This is a genomic window from Blastococcus sp. SYSU D00820, assembly GCF_054050695.1.
Map to the genome: position 1 here is coordinate 38,858 of NZ_JBJGZW010000030.1, position 15,040 is coordinate 53,897.

The following is a 15,040-nucleotide window of genomic DNA, read 5'->3' on the forward strand; positions in this document are numbered from 1 at the left end:
CTCAGCCCGCGGCGACCGCGACCCGGTCGCGCCCGGCGCGCTTGGCCTCGTAGAGGGCGGCGTCGGCCGCCGCGTACAGCGAGCGGGTGTCGGCACCGTGCCGCGGGGCGTGCGCGACCCCGATGCTCACCGAGAGGGCCAGCAGCCCGCCGCCGGGCAGGGTCAGCGGGGTGCTGCGGACGGCGGTCAGCAATGCCTCGGCCCGGCGGGCGGCCACCTCGGCCGAGCACCCGGGCAGGAGGACGGCGATCTCGTCGCCGCCGAGCCGGCTGAGGACGGCGTCCCCGGCCCGGATCTGGCCGCGGACCAGGCCGGCGAGGTGCACCAGGGCGTCGTCCCCGACGGGGTGGCCGTGCACGTCGTTGATCTGCTTGAACGAGTCGACGTCGACCAGCACCAGCGAGGTGCCCTCGGCGTCGAGGTCGCGGGCGAGCACGTCGGTGAGGGCGTCGTCGAGGACCCGGCGGTTGACCAGGCCGGTCAGGGAGTCCACCGTCGCCTGCCGGTGCACGGCCGCGACCAGCTGGTCCTGCCGCTCGGCCGCGCGCACCAGCATCAGCGCCACCGCGACCAGCATCGTGCCGACCATGCCGACGTCGGACGCGGCGATCTCCAGGGGCAGCAGCATCGGCTGGACGACGGCGTTCGAGGCGACCGCCACCGCCGTGACGGTCACCGCCGCGGCCCGGCGCTGGTGGGCGGCGACCCAGAGCACCGGGAAGGCGAGGAACGCCTGCGCGCCGGCCGAGGGGTCGTCGGTGACGAGGTTGAGGCCGCAGATGACGAGGACGCCGAGCAGGCCGACCCCGAGGAAGAAGCCGCTCCCGTCCAGCCGCTCGGCGGGCACCGTCCGGCAGACGACCGCACCGATCAGCAGCACCACGACGACGGACCAGACCAGGCCGCGGATCAGCATCGTGTGGGAGTTGACGCCGAAGGCCGTGGAGATCCCGAGGGCGGCCGCGCAGACCAGCATCACCGTGGTGCCGGAGCGGGCGGTCGAGCGCGGGTCGCGCGCCCGGAACGCCGGAGGGATGTGCACGAGGAGAGGATCGGCATCCGGTTGTGCGCCATTGATCCCCGTGTCACCCCGTCGGGGGACCCGGGCGACGTGTCGCCGCGCACACCCGGCGCGCAACGGCCGCGACCGGAGCCCTTCCCGCCCGTCCCGGCCGCAGGCAAGCTGTCGCGGTCGCCGGGAAGGTCCCGCCGACGCTGGAGGTAGGCACCACATGGCCGACGCGAGCTGGCTGCCCGACCCGAGCGGGTCGCACGAGCTGCGCTACTGGAACGGCTCGGCCTGGACCGAGCACGTCAGCGACCAGGGGGTGACCGGTCAGGACGCCCCCGCGCCGGACCTCCCGCCGCCCGGCCCGCCGCTGCCGCCGCCCCCGCCGCCGCCCGCTCCGGGCGGCTACCCGCCGCCGGCGTACGACGCGACGCAGCCCGCCGCGCAGCCCGTGCCCACGCCGGCCGGCAAGCCGAGCTGGAAGGACCGGCTCAAGCAGGTCGCCGACCAGGGCAAGGCCATGGCCGACCAGGGCAAGCAGAAGCTGGCCGAGCAGTCGGCCAAGCGCACCGAGCAGTGGGCCAACGACCCGAACACGCTCTGGTTCGGGGAGAGCAAGGGCGGGGCCACCGGTGCCGCCGGCGTGGCCAAGGCCCGGTACCGGATCACCAAGGACCGGATCTGGATCGAGAGCGGCCTGCTCGGCACGCGGACCGAGAGCGTGCCGCTGTGGGCGGTCCGCGACATGGACGTGCGGCAGGCGGTCTGGCAGCGGGGCAAGGACGTCGGCGACCTCGTGCTCGGCCTCGACGACCCGGCGTACGGCGTCCAGCAGGACACGTTCAACCTGACCGGCGCCCCGGAGCACGGCACGACCAGCGGCCAGGTGGTGCTCGACAACATCGAGGGCCCGCACCGGGTCTACGACCTGCTGTCGCCGCTGGTCAGCGAGGCCCGGCACAAGAAGACGGTCGAGCGGCAGTCGCAGTACCTGCACGTCAACCCGGCGATGGGGGTCTTCGGCGCACCGGCCGCTCCTCCGCCCCCGGCGCCGTCCGGACCGGCCGAGCCGCAGCCCGACCTCGCCGACCAGCTGCGCAAGCTGGCCGAGCTGCGCGACGCCGGCATCCTCACCGAGGAGGAGTTCGCCGCGCAGAAGGCCAGGCTGCTCGGCTGAGCCGCCGGGCTGCTCAGGCGGCGGGCGGGGTCTGTCCCTTGCCGGTCAGCCGGGTGTGCAGGTCACCGATCCACCGGTCGAGGGGTCCGACCGGCGCACCCGGCTGCTCCGGCGGCGGCATGAGCACCCACAGCAGCAGGTAGGTCAGCACGCCGGCGCCGCCGGCGATCGTCAGGACGACGAAACCCAGCCGCCAGAGCAGGGTGTCGACGCCGGTGTGCTGGGCGAGGCCGCCGCAGACGCCGCCGGCCATCTTCTCGGTGGCGCTGCGGCGCAGCGGCGGGCGGGCGGTGGTCGGCTGGTCCGGGGCGGGGGTGCTGGTCGTCATGGCACGAGCCTGCTCGGCGGCGGCCGCCGCGCCCATCCGGGAACGCCCGGATCCGACCCTGGGAACGGCAGCTCCGGGTACCCCGATGCGCCGGCGCCCGGCGACCCGCTCGCGCTGGGGCCGGCCCGTGCGCGGCCCTCACATCGCCAGCCCGCCGTCGACCGGGAGCACGACCCCGGTGATGTAGCCGGCCTCGGCCGAGGCCAGGAAGGCCACTGCGGCGGCCATCTCGTCGGGGCGGCCGAACCGGCCCATCGGGATGGCCGCTTCCGTCTGCGCGCGCACCTCGTCGGGGATGGAGGCGATCATGCGGGTGTCGGCGTTGGGGGAGATCGCGTTGACCGTCACCCCGAAGGGGGCCAGCTCCTTGGCCACGGTCTTGGTGAACCCGATGACGCCGGCCTTGGCGGCGGCGTAGTTGGCCTGGCCCACGTTGCCGTGCAGGCCGGTGTATGAGGTGACGTTGACGATCCGGCCGTGTCGCTGGGCCCGGAAGGTCGGGACACAGGCCTGGGTGAAGTGGAACGCGCCGCTCAGGTGGACTGCCAGCACGGTGTCCCAGTCCTCCGCGGTGAGCTTCCAGACCCGCCGGTCGCGCAGCACGCCGGCGTTGTTGACGAGCACGTCGACCCGCCCGGTCCGGCCCAGCGCGGTGGCCACGACCCGGTCCACCTGGGCCCGGTCGGCGACGTCGGCGGCGGCCGGGACGGCCCCGATCTCCTCCGCGGCGAAGGCGAGCACCTCCTCGTCCCGGTCGACGGCGACCACAGTGGCCCCGGAGGCGACGAAGAGGGCGGCGATGCTGAGCCCCACCCCGCGCCCGGCACCCGTGACGACCACGGTCTGGCCGGCGTAGTCGAAGGCGAGGTTGCCGTCGAGCGCGTTCACGAGGCGACCTCGAACAGGCCCGCGGCACCCATGCCGCCGCCCACGCACATCGACACCACGACCCACTGCACCCCGCGGCGTCGACCCTCGACCAGGGCGTGCCCGACCAGGCGGGCGCCGGTCATGCCGTAGGGGTGGCCCAGGGCGATGGCACCGCCGTCGACGTTCATCTTCTCGGGGTCGATGCCCAGGCGGTCGCGGCAGTGCACGGCCTGGGAGGCGAAGGCCTCGTTGAGCTCCCAGAGGCCGATGTCGTCGACCGACAACCCGTGGCCGCGCAGCAGCTTGGGGATCGCGGTCACCGGGCCGACGCCCATCTCCTCGGGCGCGCAGCCGACGACGGCCATGCCCCGGTAGAAGCCGAGCGGGGTCACACCGCGGCGGCTGGCCACGCCGGCCTCCATCAGCACCGCCGCGGCCGCGCCGTCGGAGAGCTGGGAGGCGTTGCCGGCCGTCACGGAGGGGACGTCACTGGCGTCGCCGGGCGCGAGGACCGGCCGCAGCCCGGCCAGCGCCTCGGCCGTGGTCGACCGGATGCCCTCGTCGGAGGTCACCGTGACCTCCCGGTCGCTGACCTCACCGGTCTCGCGGTCGGTCACCTTCGTGGTCACCGTGATCGGGGCGATCTCGGCGTCGAACCGGCCGGCGTCCCGGGCGGCCGCCGCCCGCGCCTGCGACTGCAGGCCCATCAGGTCCTGTGCCTCCCGAGAGATCCCGTACCGCTCGGCCACCAGCTCGGCCGTGCGCAGCATCGGCCAGTACACCCCCGGCCGGTGCTCGTCCAGCCACGCGTCGGTCGCGCGGTGGGTGTTGCGGTGGGAGTCCTGCACCAGCGAGATGGACTCCACCCCACCGCCCACGACGACGTCCATGCCCTCGTGCACGACCTGGCGGCCTGCGGAGGCGATGGCCATCAGGCCCGAGGCGCACTGTCGGTCGACCGTCGACCCCGGCACGGTGACCGGTAGCCCGGCACGCAGAGCCGCCTGCCGGGCCACGTTGAAGCCCGTGGTGCCCTCCTGCATCGCGCAGCCCAGCAGCACGTCCTCGACCTCGGCCGGGTCGATCCCGGCCCGGCGGACGGCGTGCTCGACGGCGTGGCCGGCCAGTTCCTGGCCCGACGTGTCGTTGAACGCGCCTCGGAAGGCCTTGGTGACGGGAGTGCGGGCGACGGCGACCACGGCCGCTTCACGAGTGCTCATGCGGCGGCATACTACTGAGTATCACGACGAAGGGAAGAGCTCGTCTGGCTAGCCTGGACACCCCCCGACCGGCGACCCAGAGGACTCATGACCGCGCGCGAGACCAGCGACGACGACCGGGCCGCCGTCGGCGCGGCGGCCCGGCTGCAGCTGCCGACCGCGCAGTTGCGCATCGTGGACGCAGCCGCCGAGGCCTTCATGGAACGGGGCTACGACGCCGCGAGCATGGACGAGATCGCCGCACGCATCGGCGCGACGAAGGGTGCGGTCTACTACAGCTACCGCTCCAAGTTGGACCTGTTCCTGGCCGTCTACGAGCGCGGCATGCTGCTCCTGGCCGACCGGGTCGACGGCGCCCTCGCCGGCATGGAGGGTGCGCCCGCGGCCGAGCGCCTGCACGCGGTCGGCGTCGCCCACACCCGCAACATCCTCGACGCGTTCACCTACCACGTGGTGATCCAGAACGGGGTCGAGCACCGACGGCAGATGCCCCTCAAGGACGCCGACCGCCGACGGTTGGCCGAACTCGACCAGCTGCGTACCGCGCACGAGGACCTCGTGCACGACCTGGTCGTCCGGGGTCAGCAGGACGGTTCGCTGCGCCCGCTGCCCAGCCGCCTGGCGACCCGCACCCTGATCGGCGGGATCGTCGGCGTGGCCATCTGGTACCGGCCGCGTGCGGACCAGGACGACGCAGCCCGCGCCGAGCTCGCCGAGCAGGTCGTCTCCGTCCTGCTCGGCGGCCTGCTGCCCTGACCGGCACGCCGATCGGCCAGCACCCCGCTCCGCCGTACTGACGCCGGGTCCTTGACGGCCCACGCGCACGGCAGCCATGCTTGACCTGACGGTCAAAAAACCGACCGCATGACTTGCATGGAGCCCGTCGATGTCGCCGAAGCCCATCCCCTACTACTGGGCCAGCGTCGACTGGCCGCAGTTCATGGCCGACTACCCACCCCCGCCGGAGTTCGCCGAGCAGATGGCCCGCACGTCCGACGACGAGCTGCGCCACCTGCAGGAGACCCGCTTCTTGCAGCGGATGACCGAGGCGTGGGCCGTGCCCTTCTACCGCGACCGGTGGAGTGCGGCAGGCATGGCCCCCGGCGACATCCGCGGCCTGGACGACCTGCCTCGCATCCCGACCTTCACCAGCGAGGACCTCAAGCGCAGCGCTGAGCAGCTGCCGCCGTTCGGCACCCACCAGACCTTCGCCCTCGACGCGATGGCCACCCCGCTGAAGATCCAGTCCAGCGGCGGCACGTCCGGACTGCCCCGGCCGACCCTCTTCGACCCCGTCGCCTGGGAGGTGCAGGCGATCCAGTTCGCCCGGGCCTTCGTCGCCCAGGGCGGCGAGGTGGGCGACGTCCTCCAGATCACGCTGACCAACAGCCTGGCCAACACGGCCTGGTGCGCCTCGACGGCGGCGATGCACTGGAGCGGGATGGTGCCCTTGACCACGGGCTCCGGCGCGGTGACCAGCTCGATCCGCCAGCTGGAGCTGGCGCGCGAATGGGGCACCGCCGGCTGGGTCGCGTTCGGCGAGTACCTGAAGATCCTGGCCGAGACGGCCGAGAGTGCCGGCATCGACCTGCACGGCGATCTGCGCACGCGGTTCATCCACACCTACCTGGGCGTCGACACCGACGGCCACCTCCGCCGGCTGCTCGAGGAGGCGTGGGGCGTCCCGGTCTACGACAACTACGGCACCCACGAGGTGGGCCTCATCGGCTACGAGTGCCGGGCACAGGACGGCCTGCACGTCAACGACGACACGGCCGTGCTGCAGATCGTCGACCGGGAGGACGGCCACCCGCTCGCGGACGGCGAGGCGGGGAACATCGTCGTGACCAGCCTGCACCGGTCGGTGCCGCCGATCATCCGGTACGACCTCAAGGACCTGATGTACCGCTCGGCCCGGGCGGAGTGCGGCTGCGGGACACGCACCACCAAGCTGTCGGGCTTCCTCGGCCGCAGTGACGAGATGGTGAAGCTCCGCGCCACCAGCGTCTACCCGCGCGCCGCGCAGGACACCGTGCAGGGCGACCCGCGCTCCACCGGGGAGTTCCTCTGCGTTGTCGACCAGGTCGGCGAGGGCATCAGCGCCCGGGAGCGGATGACGGTGCGCGTCGAGGCCAAGCACGGGGCCGACGAGACGGCCCTGCACGGGGACATGGTGCGCCAGCTCAAGGTGCTCTTCGGGGTGACGGTCGACGTCGAGGTCGTGCCGTCGGGCGCCCTCGCTCCGCTGACCGGCCTGGGCGGCGAGGGCAAGGTCAAGCGACTGCTGGACCTGCGGTGACGTTCGGCCTCACCGACTGGTTCTCGCTGGAGGGCCGGGTCACCGTGGTCACCGGCGCCTCGGCCGGGCTGGGCGCTGCCTTCGCCGAGACCTTCGCCCGGGCCGGCTCGGACGTGGTGGTGGCCGCACGCCGGGCCGACCGGCTGGAGGCCAGCGCCGCGGCGGTGCGATCCCACGGACGGCGCGCGCTGGCGGTGACCACCGACGTGGCCCGACCCGAGGACTGCGACCGGTTGGTGCACAGCGCGATGGACGAGTTCGGCCGGGTCGACGTGCTGGTCAACAACGCCGGCGTCGCGTCCGCGGTCCCCGCCACCCGGGAGACCCCCGAGCAGTTCCGCTCCGTCGTCGACGTCAACCTGCACGGGTCCTACTGGACCGCCCGGGCCTGCGCGCGGGTCATGACGCCGGGGAGCTCGGTCATCAACATCTCCAGCGTCCTCGCCTACACCACCGCCGGCCTGCCGCAGGCCGCCTACTCGGCCAGCAAGGCGGCGCTGGTCGGGCTGACCCGCGACCTCGCCCAGCAGTGGGGTCGGCGCAAGGGCATCCGGGTCAACGCACTGGCGCCGGGCTTCTTCGCCAGCGAGATGACCGAGGCCTATCCCCAGGAGTACGTCGACGGCGTACTCCGCCCCCGGATCCTGCTCGACCGCCCCGGCTCCGCCGAGGAGCTCGCGACCACCGCGGTCTGGCTCGCCTCGCCGGCCGCGGGTTACGTCACCGGCCAGACCCTGCTGGTCGACGGCGGCCTGTCCGCCACCTGAACCAGCCGCACCCCCACCGCGACGAGGAGAGCCCCCCATGCCCCTGGACCACGTCAACGGCATCAACATCGCCGTCCGCGACCTCCCACGCTGGACGCGCCGCTACGAGCAGGTGCTCGGCGTCGACAGCACCCCCGTCGGCGCCGACGGCTTCGCCTTCCCCGGGATGGAGGGGTCCTCCTTCAACCTGGGCGGGTTCTTCCTCAACCTGATCACCAGCGCCGACCCGACGACGTCGGTGGGCCGCTTCCTCGAGCGCAACGGCGACGGCTTCTTCCTGCTCTCCCTGGGGGTGGACGACGTCGACGCGGCCGGTCAGCGGCTCGCCGACCAGGGCCTCAAGCCCCTGCTCGAGCGCGCCAAGGAGGGCCCGGGCCACCCCCCGGTGAACTTCCTGCACCCCCGGGAGATGGCCGGCATCCAGATCGAGCTGATCCAGGTCGGGCGGGAGACCGCGAGGTAGGCTCGCCGTCCAGGAGGACCCCTAGCGGACGGTGAGCGCAGACCCCCGATGGCCAGAGGCACGATGGTGCGGGACGAGGTCGTCCGCTCCGCCACCAGGCTGTTCAAGGAGCGCGGTATCCGCGGGGTGTCCCTGCAGGACATCGCCGACGAGGTCGGGCTGACCAAGGGCGCGCTCTACCACTACTTCAGCAACCGCGACGACCTGCTCCGGCAGGTCTTCGGGAACTGGATCACCCAGGAGTTCGAGAGCCTCCGCGAGCACACCTCGCTTTCGGGTGGCCCGACGGCGAAGCTGCGCGACTACGTCCGCTACCACGTCGCGTCGGTGACGCAGAACATCGACCTGTACAGCCTGTCCTTCTCCTCCGAGGCCGAGCTGCCCCCGGACGTCCGGGCGGAGTTCCGTCAGCTGAAGCGGCGCAGCGACTCCGTGCTCAAGGCCATCCTCCGCGAGGGGGTGGCCACCGGTGACTTCGAGCCGCGGGACGAGAAGGTGATGGCCTTCGCCATCGACGGCATGTGCAACTGGCTGAGCCAGTGGTACGCCGCCGACGGCCCCAAGTCGCCGGCGCAGATCGCCGACGACTTCGTGGAGCTGCTGCTGCGCGGCCTCGTACGCCAGGACGACGGCCCGATCGACTCCGGTCCGGCGCACGACCCGGTCTCCACGGCCCAGTACCACGCCCGGGCCATCCGGTTCCACAGCGAGCGGCTGGAGCAGTTGCTGCCCACGCTCGCGTCGCCGGCGCCTCCGGGCCCCGAGGCTCAGAGCACGGCGGCGTCCAGGTCCCGGCACAGCATCTCGCCGCCGGTCACCGGTGCCAGCCACGCAGCGACACGGGGCAGCTCGTAGGCGAAGAAGTACGCCGTGGCCGCCGTCCGACCGGCCACCCCGGGATGCGGGGAGGCGGCGGCCGCGACCGCCAGGTCCAGGTGCACCCAGGCCAGGACGACGTGCCCGAAGGCCTGCAGGTAGGGCGTGGCGTTCGCCAGCGCAGCCGAGGCATCGCCACTGCGCCAGGCCGTCTCCGTCGCCGACAGGACATCGGCCCACGCCCGCTCCAGGGCGGCCGCCCAGCTGCCGAGCTCGACCGCCCGGGCACGGGCTGCGGTGCCGGACAGGGCCGTGCCGAGCTCGCGCAGGCATGCGCCGTCCCGCAGCCGGACCTTGCGACCGAGCAGGTCCATGGCCTGGATGCCGTGCGTGCCCTCGTGGATCATGTTCAGCCGCTGGTCGCGCCAGTACTGCTCGACCGGGAAGTCCCGGGTGTAGCCGGCGCCGCCGAGCACCTGGATGGCCAGGCTGTTGCCCTCCAGGCACCACTCGCTCGGCCAGCTCTTCAGCACCGGCGTGAGCACGTCCAGCAGCGTCGCGGCGCGCGCGCGGGCGACGTCGTCCCCGGTCCGCTGGTCGTCGAGCAGCCGACCGACGTACAGGGCCAGCGCCAGCGCGCCCTCGGCGTAGGACTTCTGCGCCAGCAGCATCCGCTTCACGTCCGCGTGCTCGATGATCGGCACCTGCTCGACCGACCGGCTCCCCCGGGCGCGGCCCTGCCGCCGGGAGCGGGCGTAGTCCAGGGAGACGGCGAACCCGGCGTAGCCGAGCGAGGCCGCCAACAGGCCGATCTCGGCGCGGGCGGCGTTCATCATGTGGAACATCTGGGCCAGGCCCCGCCCAGGCTCGCCGACCAGGTGGCCGACCGCTCCCTGGAAGGACAGCGCGGTGTTCGGGATCCCGCGCATGCCGAGCTTGTGGTTGAGCCCCACCAGCGAGACGCCGTTGCGGTCCAGCAGTCCGCCGTCCGGTCCGACCCGGACCTTGGGCACGACGAACAGCGACAGCGCACTCGTACCCGCGGCCATCGTGCCGTCGTCCCGCGGGATCTTGGCGAGCACCAGGTGCACGATGTTGTCCGTGAGCGGGTGCTCGGCGCCGCTGATCCACATCTTGTCGCCCGTCAGCCGGTAGCGCGGCCCCAGCGGGTCGGCGTCCGATCCCGGGCCGTCGGGCACCGCCCGGGTCGTGATGTCGGCCAGGGACGACCCGGCCTGCGACTCCGACATCGCCATCGTCCCGGTCCAGCGCCCCGCCAACTGGGGGACGGCGAACACCCGTCGCTGAGCGGGCGACCCGTGCTCCACGAGCAGTGCGGCGTTGCTCTCGGTGAGCAGCATCGGCACCAGGTTCGGCCCTGCGGCGGAGAACACCGCGCGCACCGCCATGTCGACCACCCGGGGCAACTGCATCCCGCCGTCCTCGTGGTCGTGGCTCGCCCCGGCGACCCCGGCCGCGCGGTAGGCCTCCCACGCCCGGTGCGTGGCTGCCGGCAGCACGACCTCACCGTCGGCACCGACCCGGGGCTCCTCGACGTCGCTGACCCGGTTGGCCGGCTCGAAGACCTCGGCGGCGATGTCCGAGGCCATCCCGAGCAGGTCCCTGCAGGTCTGGACCGAGTGCTCGGTGTAGCGGGGCCGCTGCAGCAGCGAGCCCAGCTCCAGCCACTCCGTCACCAGGAAGTCCAGGGTCGACAGCAGCCCGCGCTGCACGGCCGAGGTGTTCACGCGGGCGCGAACCGGTAGCTCTCACCGTCGCGCACGATGCGGCCGGCGCTGGTGCCGGCGAAGTGCGTGCCCAGCACGAGCAGGTCGGTGTCGGCGTTGGAGTCGACGAACTCCACCCGCCGACGTGCGCTCTGCGCCCGGTCGAAGTCGCCGTGACTGCTCCAGGTCGGCTGCGCGATCTGCACCGGGTGGTGGATGAAGTCACCGGTGATGAACGCCCGCTCCCCCTTCGACTCGACCAGCACGCTGTGGTGGGACCTCGTGTGCCCCGGGGTGGAGACGTAGCGGACGCCCTCGATCACGACGTGGTCGGCCGGCACCAGGTCCAGCAGCCCGGCGTCGACGACGGGTTGGATCGACTCCGCGAACACCAGCCGGGTCTGGTTGTGGATGTCGGGGTTGGCGCCCTCGTAGACGACCGCACCGGCCAGGTCCTCGGAGATGTCGGCCTCCTCGGCGATGCCCTGGTGATACTCGAACTCGTCGGAGACGTAGGTGTAGCGGGCGTTCGGGAACGTCGGCACCCAGCGACCGCCGTCGTCGACGGTGTTCCAGCCCACGTGGTCCAGGTGCATGTGCGTGCACAGGACGAGGTCGACCTGCTCGCGGGTGTAACCGGCCTGGGCGAGCCGCTCCAGGAACGGGTTGTCGAGGTTGCCCCAGGCCGGGATCAGCGGGGCGGACTTGCCGTTGCCGCACCCGGTGTCCACCACGACGACGGTCGATCCGGTGTCCACCACGTAGGAGTGCAGGCTCCAGATGGTCTGACCCCCCGCCGTGGCGTAGTCCGGGTACAGCCACGGGATGCCCTGCACCACCTCGGGGGTGGCCTCGGCGATGAGCCCGTCCAGGACGCCCACCTCCACCGGCATCTCCAGCACCTGGGTGATCCGGATGTCGCCGACGGTCCAGCTGCGCATCGTGGTCGCCTGCTCCCCGGTGGTGGCCTGCTCCTCGGTGGTCGCTGCCTCAGATCGCACGGCCGGCCATCTCACCCTCGTAGATGGCCTGGTCCACCTGGCGAGGTGCCGAGCAGTCGCCGACCTGGCTGACCTCGAAGTGCTCCCGCAGCCCTGCGGCCAAGGAGGTCTCCGGGTCGCGCAGCATCACCGTGACGACGGAGTCCACGGGCAGGACCCGGTTCTGGAAGTCCCACACCCGCGTGAGCACGGCGCCCTCCTCGGTGACCGCCCCGACGATGTGCTGGGCGGTGAGGGTGACGCCGAGCGCGTGCAGCCGCGGATAGAGGTGGCCGACGTCCAGGGTCAGCAGGATGTTCTCGCCGAGGTACATCGCGGCGGTCACGACCTCCACGGTCTTGCCGGCCTGGGCGAGCGTCTCGGCCAGGCCGAGGGCGGTGTACTCCCCGGTGTCGTCGACGACGAGCACCCGCTCGCCGCACAGCTCGGGGTGCGCGATCGCCTGGATGGGGTCGAGCACCCGGACGTGCTCGAGACCCGGGATGCCGGGTCGGAAGGCGGTCTTCGCACTGAAGCCGTCGGTGCGCCAGGTCGACCCGGTCGCGAGGACGACGTGGTCGGGGGCGAGTGCCCGGACGCCCTCGACGGTCGCGTCCACCCCGGTGCGGACGTCGACGCCGTGGAGGGCGAGCTGCCGCTCCATGTCCGCGACCATGACGTTCCACCGGCCACGGGTGGCCAGCCGGGCGGCGTACCGGATCTGCCCGCCGAGCCGGTCGTCGCGCTCGAGGAGCACGACGTCGTGACCGCGGGAGGCGGCGACCTCGGCGGCCCTCATGCCGGCCGGGCCCCCACCGACCACGACCACCTTTTTCGCCGTCTCCGGACGGGTGAGCGTGCCGATCCCCAGCAGCTCCTCCCGGCCGGCGGCCGGGTTCTGGGTGCAGGTCAGCGACCAGCCCCGGGCCATCCGGTTGATGCAGCCCTGGTTGGCGCTGACGCAGTGCCGGATCTCCTGCTCGCGGCCGGACCGGGCCTTGCTGATCAGGTGCGGGTCGGCGATGTGCGCGCGGGTCATCGCCACCAGGTCGGCGTGACCCTGCTCGACGATGTCGGCGGCGATCGAGAGGTCGGTGATGCCGTTGGCGGTCAGGACGGGCAGGCCGTTGACCACCTTCTTGGCGCGGGCGGCGAGGTCGACCAGCCGGGCACCAGGCAAGCTCATCGGGGAGACGACCTGGTCGAAGGTCGAGGCGTTGCCGGCGCTGATGCTGAAGTAGTCGAACAGGCCGGAGTCGGCGAGGTGTCGGGCGATCCGCTCGCCCTCGTCCGCGTCGATGCCGCCGGGAACGCCCTCCACCAGGGACAGCCGGACACCGATGGGGAAGTCCGGGCCGCACTCGTCGCGGACGGCCTTGGCGCACTCCAGCACGATGCGGCACCGGTTCTCGGTGCTGCCGCCGTACTCGTCGGTGCGCAGATTGGTCAGAGGGGACAGGAAGCTGCACAGCAGGTAGCCGTGCGCGGCGTGCACCTCGGCGCCGTCCAGTCCCGCGGTCTTCGCGTTGCGCGCGCTGCGGGCGAAGCCGTCGGCGAGCTCGGCGATGTCCTCGCGGGTCATCGGCTTGCCGATCTCGTTGTAGGTGAACGACGGGACGCCCGAGGCGCTCCACAGCGCCCGCCAGTTGTCCAGGAACATCGAGCTGTGGTCCTCGACCCCGAAGTGGGAGAGGTCGATGAACACCTTGGCCCCGTGACGGTGCACCGCCTCGGCCAGGCGCTGGTAGACCGGGATGACGGCCGGGTCCCACCCCTGCGTCGTGCGCGGGGCGAGCCCGCGGCTGTTGGGCAGCACGGCCTGGGCCTCGGTGAGGATCAGCCCGGCACCGCCCTTGGCCCGCTCCTCGTAGTAGTCGACGCTCTGCTGGGTCATGAGGTTGTCCACTGCGTACTGCAGGGCGTGCGCGGTGACGACGACGCGGTTCTTCAGCGTCACGGAGCCCACCTGCAGCGGCTCCCACAACGGCGCGTACTTCTCCATGTCCGACCTCCGCGGGCAGTGGCGCCGGCCCCGTCGCCGCGCCTACCTCTGGTTCAAGAAACCGACCCAGCGGTCGGATGGCGTCACTGTTGTGTGCCGGCCCACACTTGTCAAGGTCCCCGGCGCCGCCGATCCAGTGGGTCGACGGCGGGGTCGACACGAACCCGTGGACAGGAGTCCGACCACCGGGACCGGCGCCTCGTCCACCCGCGGGAGGGCACGTCCTCGATCCGCACGGGCAGGTAGCGGGCACGCCGACACCGCCACGGGCCCCGGCCTCAGCCTCGGGCCCCGATGGAGGACGGACTCTCGCGTCCCCGAGCGGAGGGCGTGGGATTCGAACCCACGAAGAGGGATTACCTCTTAGCGGTTTTCAAGACCGCCGCCATCGGCCACTAGGCGAGCCCTCCTGGCGGCACGAGGCTATCCCGCACCCGGGACGGCTCCCGGCTCAGGTCAGCGCGTCCCGCACCGCGGCCAGCCACAGCGCGACCGCGTGCGCGCCCGGGTCGACCCGGCCCACCGCCCGCTCCCCCACGTAGCTCGCCCGCCCGCGCCGGGCGCGCAGCGCCGCGGTGGCCGCGGCACCCTGCTCGGCGGCGATCACCGCGGCACCCAGGTCGAGCCGCTCGGCCAGGGACGAGGCCGCCGGCACCAGCGCGTCCACCATCGTCGCGTCGCCGGGCCGCGCCCCGCCGAGGTCGGTGACGCCCTCGACGCCCGCGGTGAAGGCGGCCGCCCACTCCGCCGGGCCGGGCTGCGCGACGCCGTCCAGCGCGGTCGCCGCGCGCAGCAGGAGGACGGCGTACAGCGGGCCCGACGTGCCGCCGACGACCCGCCGCACCAGCGCCGACACCGCCCGCAGCGTGGCCGCCGGCGTCTCCCCCGGCAGCCGGTCCAGCTCCGCGAGCACCGCCCGGGCGGCCCGGCGCAGGCTCACGCCGAGGTCGCCGTCGCCCACCTCGCGGTCCATCGCGGTGAGCTCGGGCTCGGCCGCCTCCAGGGCGTGCGCCACCGCGGTGAGCGCCGCGCGCAGCGGCGAGTCCGCGGGCAGCAGCGTCCCCGACGGCTCGTCGGCCTCCGGAGCGGGCACCTCGGCGTCGTCACCGACCCGGCCGCGGCCGGCCGCCGGCCAGGCCGCGGCGGAGGTCGGTGCGTCGAGGCGGGCCAGCACCGCGTCGTCCACCGGCAGCACGCTGAGCGAGCAGCCGGCCATCTCCAGCGCGGTCATGAACGTGCCCACCCAGGCGCGCTCGACGGTCACCCCGGCGGGGGGGGGGGGGGGGGGGGGGGGGGGGGGGGGGGGGGGGGGGGGGGGGGGGGGGGGGGGGGGGGGGGGGGGGGGGGGGGGGGGGGGGGGGGGGGGGGGGGGGGGGGGGGGG

The 15,040-nt window shown here is 73.3% G+C and carries 14 protein-coding genes and 1 tRNA gene; 6 read left to right on the forward strand and 9 right to left on the reverse strand.

What is annotated here, in order from left to right; all coding sequences use genetic code 11:
• Position 1 precedes the first annotated feature (1 nt).
• Positions 2–1,042: a GGDEF domain-containing protein gene (locus ACI79R_RS21685; RefSeq protein ID WP_456575750.1), complete on the reverse strand. Its 1,041-nt coding sequence runs from the start codon at positions 1,040–1,042 to the stop codon at positions 2–4.
• A gap of 190 nt (positions 1,043–1,232) precedes the next feature.
• Between ACI79R_RS21685 and ACI79R_RS21690 the strand changes: the two genes are divergently transcribed.
• Positions 1,233–2,186, forward strand: a complete 954-nt coding sequence (locus ACI79R_RS21690) for a PH domain-containing protein (RefSeq protein ID WP_456575751.1) — start codon at positions 1,233–1,235, stop codon at positions 2,184–2,186.
• A 13-nt stretch (positions 2,187–2,199) separates the two neighbouring features.
• Here the strand turns inward: ACI79R_RS21690 and ACI79R_RS21695 are convergent, their stop codons facing one another.
• From ACI79R_RS21695 to ACI79R_RS21705, 3 genes are all read right to left on the reverse strand, one after another.
• The gene (locus ACI79R_RS21695) at positions 2,200–2,514 is read right to left on the reverse strand and encodes a PspC domain-containing protein (RefSeq protein ID WP_456575752.1); all 315 of its coding nucleotides are present in this window, start codon (positions 2,512–2,514) and stop codon (positions 2,200–2,202) included.
• A gap of 138 nt (positions 2,515–2,652) precedes the next feature.
• Entirely contained in the window at positions 2,653–3,402 is a 750-nt protein-coding gene (gene fabG / locus ACI79R_RS21700; protein ID WP_456575753.1) for a 3-oxoacyl-ACP reductase FabG, read from the reverse strand.
• Positions 3,399–4,604: an acetyl-CoA C-acyltransferase gene (locus ACI79R_RS21705; RefSeq protein WP_456575754.1), complete on the reverse strand. Its 1,206-nt coding sequence runs from the start codon at positions 4,602–4,604 to the stop codon at positions 3,399–3,401. The genes fabG and ACI79R_RS21705 overlap by 4 nt, the downstream gene beginning before the upstream one ends.
• A gap of 87 nt (positions 4,605–4,691) precedes the next feature.
• Here ACI79R_RS21705 and ACI79R_RS21710 point away from each other — a divergent pair, with 87 nt between their 5' ends.
• The 5 genes from ACI79R_RS21710 (at position 4,692) to ACI79R_RS21730 (ending at position 8,988) form a co-directional block, all read left to right on the forward strand.
• Entirely contained in the window at positions 4,692–5,360 is a 669-nt protein-coding gene (locus tag ACI79R_RS21710; RefSeq protein WP_456575755.1) for a TetR/AcrR family transcriptional regulator, read from the forward strand.
• Positions 5,361–5,490: 130 nt separating this feature from the next.
• Positions 5,491–6,903 carry a phenylacetate--CoA ligase family protein gene (locus ACI79R_RS21715; protein ID WP_456575756.1) on the forward strand — a complete coding sequence of 471 codons (1,413 nt, stop codon included), beginning with the start codon at positions 5,491–5,493 and terminating at the stop codon, positions 6,901–6,903.
• Positions 6,900–7,670, forward strand: a complete 771-nt coding sequence (locus ACI79R_RS21720; RefSeq protein WP_456575757.1) for an SDR family NAD(P)-dependent oxidoreductase — start codon at positions 6,900–6,902, stop codon at positions 7,668–7,670. Before ACI79R_RS21715 ends, ACI79R_RS21720 begins: the two co-directional genes overlap by 4 nt.
• A 37-nt stretch (positions 7,671–7,707) precedes the next feature.
• Entirely contained in the window at positions 7,708–8,133 is a 426-nt protein-coding gene (locus ACI79R_RS21725) for a VOC family protein (protein WP_456575758.1), read from the forward strand.
• A gap of 48 nt (positions 8,134–8,181) precedes the next feature.
• Complete coding sequence (locus ACI79R_RS21730) at positions 8,182–8,988, forward strand: TetR/AcrR family transcriptional regulator (protein WP_456575759.1); 807 nt, start codon at positions 8,182–8,184, stop codon at positions 8,986–8,988.
• Here ACI79R_RS21730 and ACI79R_RS21735 read toward each other — a convergent pair.
• The 5 genes from ACI79R_RS21735 to dhaL all read right to left on the reverse strand — a co-directional run bounded on the left by ACI79R_RS21735 (position 8,901) and on the right by dhaL (position 14,922).
• Complete coding sequence (locus ACI79R_RS21735) at positions 8,901–10,697, reverse strand: acyl-CoA dehydrogenase (protein WP_456575760.1); 1,797 nt, start codon at positions 10,695–10,697, stop codon at positions 8,901–8,903. The genes ACI79R_RS21730 and ACI79R_RS21735 overlap by 88 nt on opposite strands.
• A complete protein-coding gene (locus ACI79R_RS21740) occupies positions 10,694–11,677 on the reverse strand; it encodes an MBL fold metallo-hydrolase (RefSeq protein ID WP_456575761.1) in 984 nt (327 codons plus the stop codon). The genes ACI79R_RS21735 and ACI79R_RS21740 overlap by 4 nt, the downstream gene beginning before the upstream one ends.
• On the reverse strand, positions 11,667–13,658 hold the full coding sequence (locus tag ACI79R_RS21745) for an oxidoreductase (protein WP_456575762.1): 1,992 nt from the start codon (positions 13,656–13,658) through the stop codon (positions 11,667–11,669). Before ACI79R_RS21745 ends, ACI79R_RS21740 begins: the two co-directional genes overlap by 11 nt.
• 322 nt (positions 13,659–13,980) lie before the next feature.
• Positions 13,981–14,068 (reverse strand) — tRNA-Ser (locus ACI79R_RS21750).
• Between the two features lie 41 nt (positions 14,069–14,109).
• Entirely contained in the window at positions 14,110–14,922 is an 813-nt protein-coding gene (gene dhaL, locus ACI79R_RS21755) for a dihydroxyacetone kinase subunit DhaL (protein WP_456575763.1), read from the reverse strand.
• Between the last annotated feature and the right edge of the window lie 118 nt (positions 14,923–15,040).